Source organism: Sulfitobacter sp. 15WGC (assembly GCF_005068605.1).
GTDB classification, from domain to species: domain Bacteria; phylum Pseudomonadota; class Alphaproteobacteria; order Rhodobacterales; family Rhodobacteraceae; genus Sulfitobacter; species Sulfitobacter faviae.
The window spans coordinates 11,479-14,805 of sequence record NZ_SZNL01000035.1 but is presented as its reverse complement, the minus strand read 5'-3'; the positions used below and the strand labels follow the sequence as shown (position 1 = coordinate 14,805).

At 58.4% G+C, this 3,327-nt stretch carries 2 protein-coding genes and 2 pseudogenes; 1 reads left to right on the top strand and 3 read right to left on the bottom strand.

Going from position 1 to position 3,327, the window contains the following annotated elements:
- Nucleotides 1–127: 127 nt before the first annotated feature.
- Nucleotides 128–571, top strand: a pseudogene (locus FCK22_RS17410) (dihydroxy-acid dehydratase); the annotation flags it as partial.
- A 63-nt stretch (nucleotides 572–634) separates the two neighbouring features.
- Here FCK22_RS17410 and kduD read toward each other — a convergent pair.
- From kduD to FCK22_RS17395, 3 genes and pseudogenes are all read right to left on the bottom strand, one after another.
- A complete protein-coding gene (gene kduD / locus FCK22_RS17405; RefSeq protein ID WP_067266909.1) occupies nucleotides 635–1,390 on the bottom strand; it encodes a 2-dehydro-3-deoxy-D-gluconate 5-dehydrogenase KduD in 756 nt (251 codons plus the stop codon).
- A 141-nt stretch (nucleotides 1,391–1,531) separates the two neighbouring features.
- Nucleotides 1,532–2,164: pseudogene (kduI, locus tag FCK22_RS17400) on the bottom strand (5-dehydro-4-deoxy-D-glucuronate isomerase); the annotation flags it as partial.
- Nucleotides 2,165–2,287: 123 nt separating this feature from the next.
- Nucleotides 2,288–3,067, bottom strand: coding sequence for a GntR family transcriptional regulator (locus tag FCK22_RS17395; RefSeq protein ID WP_231886390.1), 780 nt, complete (start codon nucleotides 3,065–3,067; stop codon nucleotides 2,288–2,290).
- Nucleotides 3,068–3,327: the final 260 nt, after the last annotated feature.

Here is a 3,327-nt window from a genome sequence, read left to right as displayed (position 1 = left end):
AAGAAAATGACGATCCAAAGCCGCCGCTTGCAACATCAAAAACAAGCAGCATAATCAATCACGCAAACGAACCAGAGCCTCCAAAGTTCAAGCCGCTCTGATGTCCCATTTTATATGACGACGGACAATGCGAGGTGCGGGGCCGAAGGGCTATCCGGGCGGGGCTGAAGTGGTCAACATGCGCCCCCCTTCCTATTTGCTGAATAAAGGGATCGCCGCCTTGCCCTGCGTCGGCGACGGGCGGCAGTCTGGCACGTCCGGGTCGCCTTCGATCCTTAACGCCTCACCCGAAGCGGCGGAGGGAGGCGGCTTGGCTCTTTTGAAAACCGGTGACCGGGTGCGATTTGATCTGGGAAAAGGCACCGCGGACATGCTGGTACCGCTGGACGAGCTGGCCGAGCGGGCGCGTCAACTTGTCAGGGAGGGGGGATATCAAATGCCCGCCAGCCAGACACCGTGGCAGCAGTACTTCCGCGAGCTAACAACCGGATTGGACACAGGGATGACATTGCGCGATGCGCCCACCTATCGCGATGTCGCCCGTAAGAGCAGGCCGAGGGACAGTCACTGATGACCGATTTGTTCATCCTATAAAGAGGGCGGACGCCATTCGAGCGTGAGTTGGCGCCCCGCTCTACCGCCCCAGCCAGCCGCCATCGACAGGCAACGTAATCCCCGTGACATAACGCGCGGCGGGGGAGGCGAGGAACGTGACCGCACCCGCGATATCCTCGGGCTCGGCCCAGCGACCCAGTGGGATACGGTCGAGGATCGCTTTGTTCCGCTCGGGGTCTGCGCGCAGGTCTGCGGTGTTGTTGCTGACGACATAGCCCGGCGCGACAGCATTCACCGTGATCCCCTGTGCCGACCACTCGTTAGACAGGGTTTTCGTAAGCCCCGCCACGGCGCTTTTCGATGCTGTATAGGATGGCACGCGAATGCCGCCCTGAAACGAGAGCAGTGATGCAACGTTGATTACACTGCCGCCTTGTTGTGCCGTCACGCGCGCCTTGGCAAAGGCTTGGCTGAGGAAGAAGACGACCTTGAGGTTGATATCCATCACGGCGTCCCAATCGGCCTCCGTGAACACCAGACTATCCGCGCGGCGGATGATGCCTGCGTTGTTAACCAGTGTATCAATCGGCCCGAACTCGGCCACAGCCTGTTCGAACGCGGCGACCGCGCCTGCGACCGTTCCCAGATCGGCCTGCACCGCATCAGCTTTGCCACCTGCTTCGGCAATAGCCTTTAGCGTGTCCGCCATGCTGGACCGACCCACCGCGATGACGTGACAGCCTTGGGCTGCCATATCAATCGCGATTGCCTGACCGATGCCTGTGTTCGCGCCGGTCACAAATGCGCGGCTTCCCTGCAGTGAAAAGCGGCTCATTTGAGGTCTTCCATCGCGACCATATCCATATCGGTGAAGGCCATATTGTCGCCCGCCATCGCCCAGATAAAGGAATAAGCAGCCGTGCCAGCGCCGCTGTGTATCGACCACGGGGGGGGACAGAACCGCCTGTTCGTTGCGCACGATCATGTGGCGGGTCTCATCCGGTTCACCCATCAAATGCACGACGTTCTGATCTTCGGGCAGATCGATGTAGATATAGGCTTCGGAGCGGCGTTCATGCACATGCGCGGGCATCGTGTTCCAGATCGAACCGGGGGCGAGTTTCGTCATTCCCATGACGATCTGGCAGCTCTCGATCCCCTCGGGATGGATGAACTGGTAGATGACACGCTCGTTGCAGGTATCGCGCGACCCGAGCGGAACCTGCCGTGCATCGTCGATGGTTACCAGTTGCGCAGGAATGGCGCGGTGGGCGGGGGCGGAGATGATATAAAAATACGCGTCCTCTCCGCTGAGCGTTACGGCGCCGGTTCCCATGCCAAGATACAGCATGTCGCAGCGGCCTAAGGAATATGTCTCTCCGCCCGCCTCAACAGTGCCGCCTGTGCCGAGATTGACCAACACAGCCTCGCGGCGATCCAGCCAAGATGGCGTGCCCGTCTGGTCGACCGCATCAATCGCGAGCGGCCCGCTTTTCGGCTTGGCGCCCCCCACGATCATGCGGTCATATTGGGTGTATGTCAGATTGACCTCGTCATCCTTGAACAGGTCTTCGATCATGAACTCCGCACGCAGTTCCGCGCTGCTCATCGTCTTGGCGTGGCGCGGATCAATTGCGCGGCGTAGGTTGGTCTTATGCATCGTTTCCTCCCGTGATGCCTGAATGATCGAAGGCTCTAATAGGCCTTGCTTTGTAGGGGTACTCCCGTGCCCCTACTGGTCCTCAAATGTTTCGAAATAGCTGGCGTTGGTATCGGTGATGCTTTGGATCGTCTCATCGAGACGTGACAAATGCAGCGCCCCTGCGGCGACAGCCTGGTCTGCATCATGCGCCTTGACCGCCTCTGCGATTGCTTTGTGATCCGCCAAAAGCTCAGGCATGCGCTGTTCCTTAGACAACCCAAGCCGACACAGGCGGTCTACTTTCGCCTTCTCCCGCATAATCACGTCGAAGGCGAATTCTGCATCCGCGATGCCGCAAAGGGTTTCATGAAACTCATAGTCCAGCTTGCCGAAGCCATCGACATCGTGGTCCTGTATCGCCTGCTCTTGCAGCTTTAGGGCCGCGTCGATCTTTGCCGTACCATCGGCATCGCATTTTGCAGCGGCGCGGCGCAGAACTTCGTATTCCACAGAAGCGCGCACGAAGCGGGATTTCTCGATCTCCCGCATGGAGAACCGCTTTACCTCAGTTGCGCGTTGCGGGCGGATCAACAGCAGGTCTAAATTCGCCAACCGGCTAAAGGCATCGCGCACGGGTTGGCGCGAAAAACCGAATTTCGTTGCGATCTCCGCCTCGGAGATCTTGTCGCCGGGAAGCAATGCCAATGTCGAAATTTCGCTGTGCAGGTAATCGAACACCTCATCGACGCTGGTGCGCCGCTCGCTCAATTTGGTTACCTTCGCCATGTCGCTACCTTCTCTTAAAGGGGCCGTGAATTTCGCCGTCTCGTGGCATTGGGCATACTGGCCCCACAGGAGCGGCTCACTCACTTTTGCTTCTTTGAAGCCGCCAGATCCAGAAGTCTAGGGATACCCTACTCAATAAATGACTAGTATGCTAGTACTCAGATCGAGTTGATTCGACCGAAGTTCGCGGCGAGACGTGTTGTAAATTACTGGGCGGGGGGGGCATTTCCCGCGCCGCCCAGCATATGCCGATACGATGGATCGCGCTGCTTTGGACGCTTCGCAGAAACCGGCCAACATATTGTTGTGCCACGCCAGTCAGAAGAAAGTAGATTTATGAAACT

Excerpts from the sequence above, each read along its gene's own strand:
- kduD (WP_067266909.1), bottom strand. The coding sequence starts at position 1,390 with ATGAGCCGCTTTTCACTGCAGGGAAGCCGCGCATTTGTGACCGGCGCG.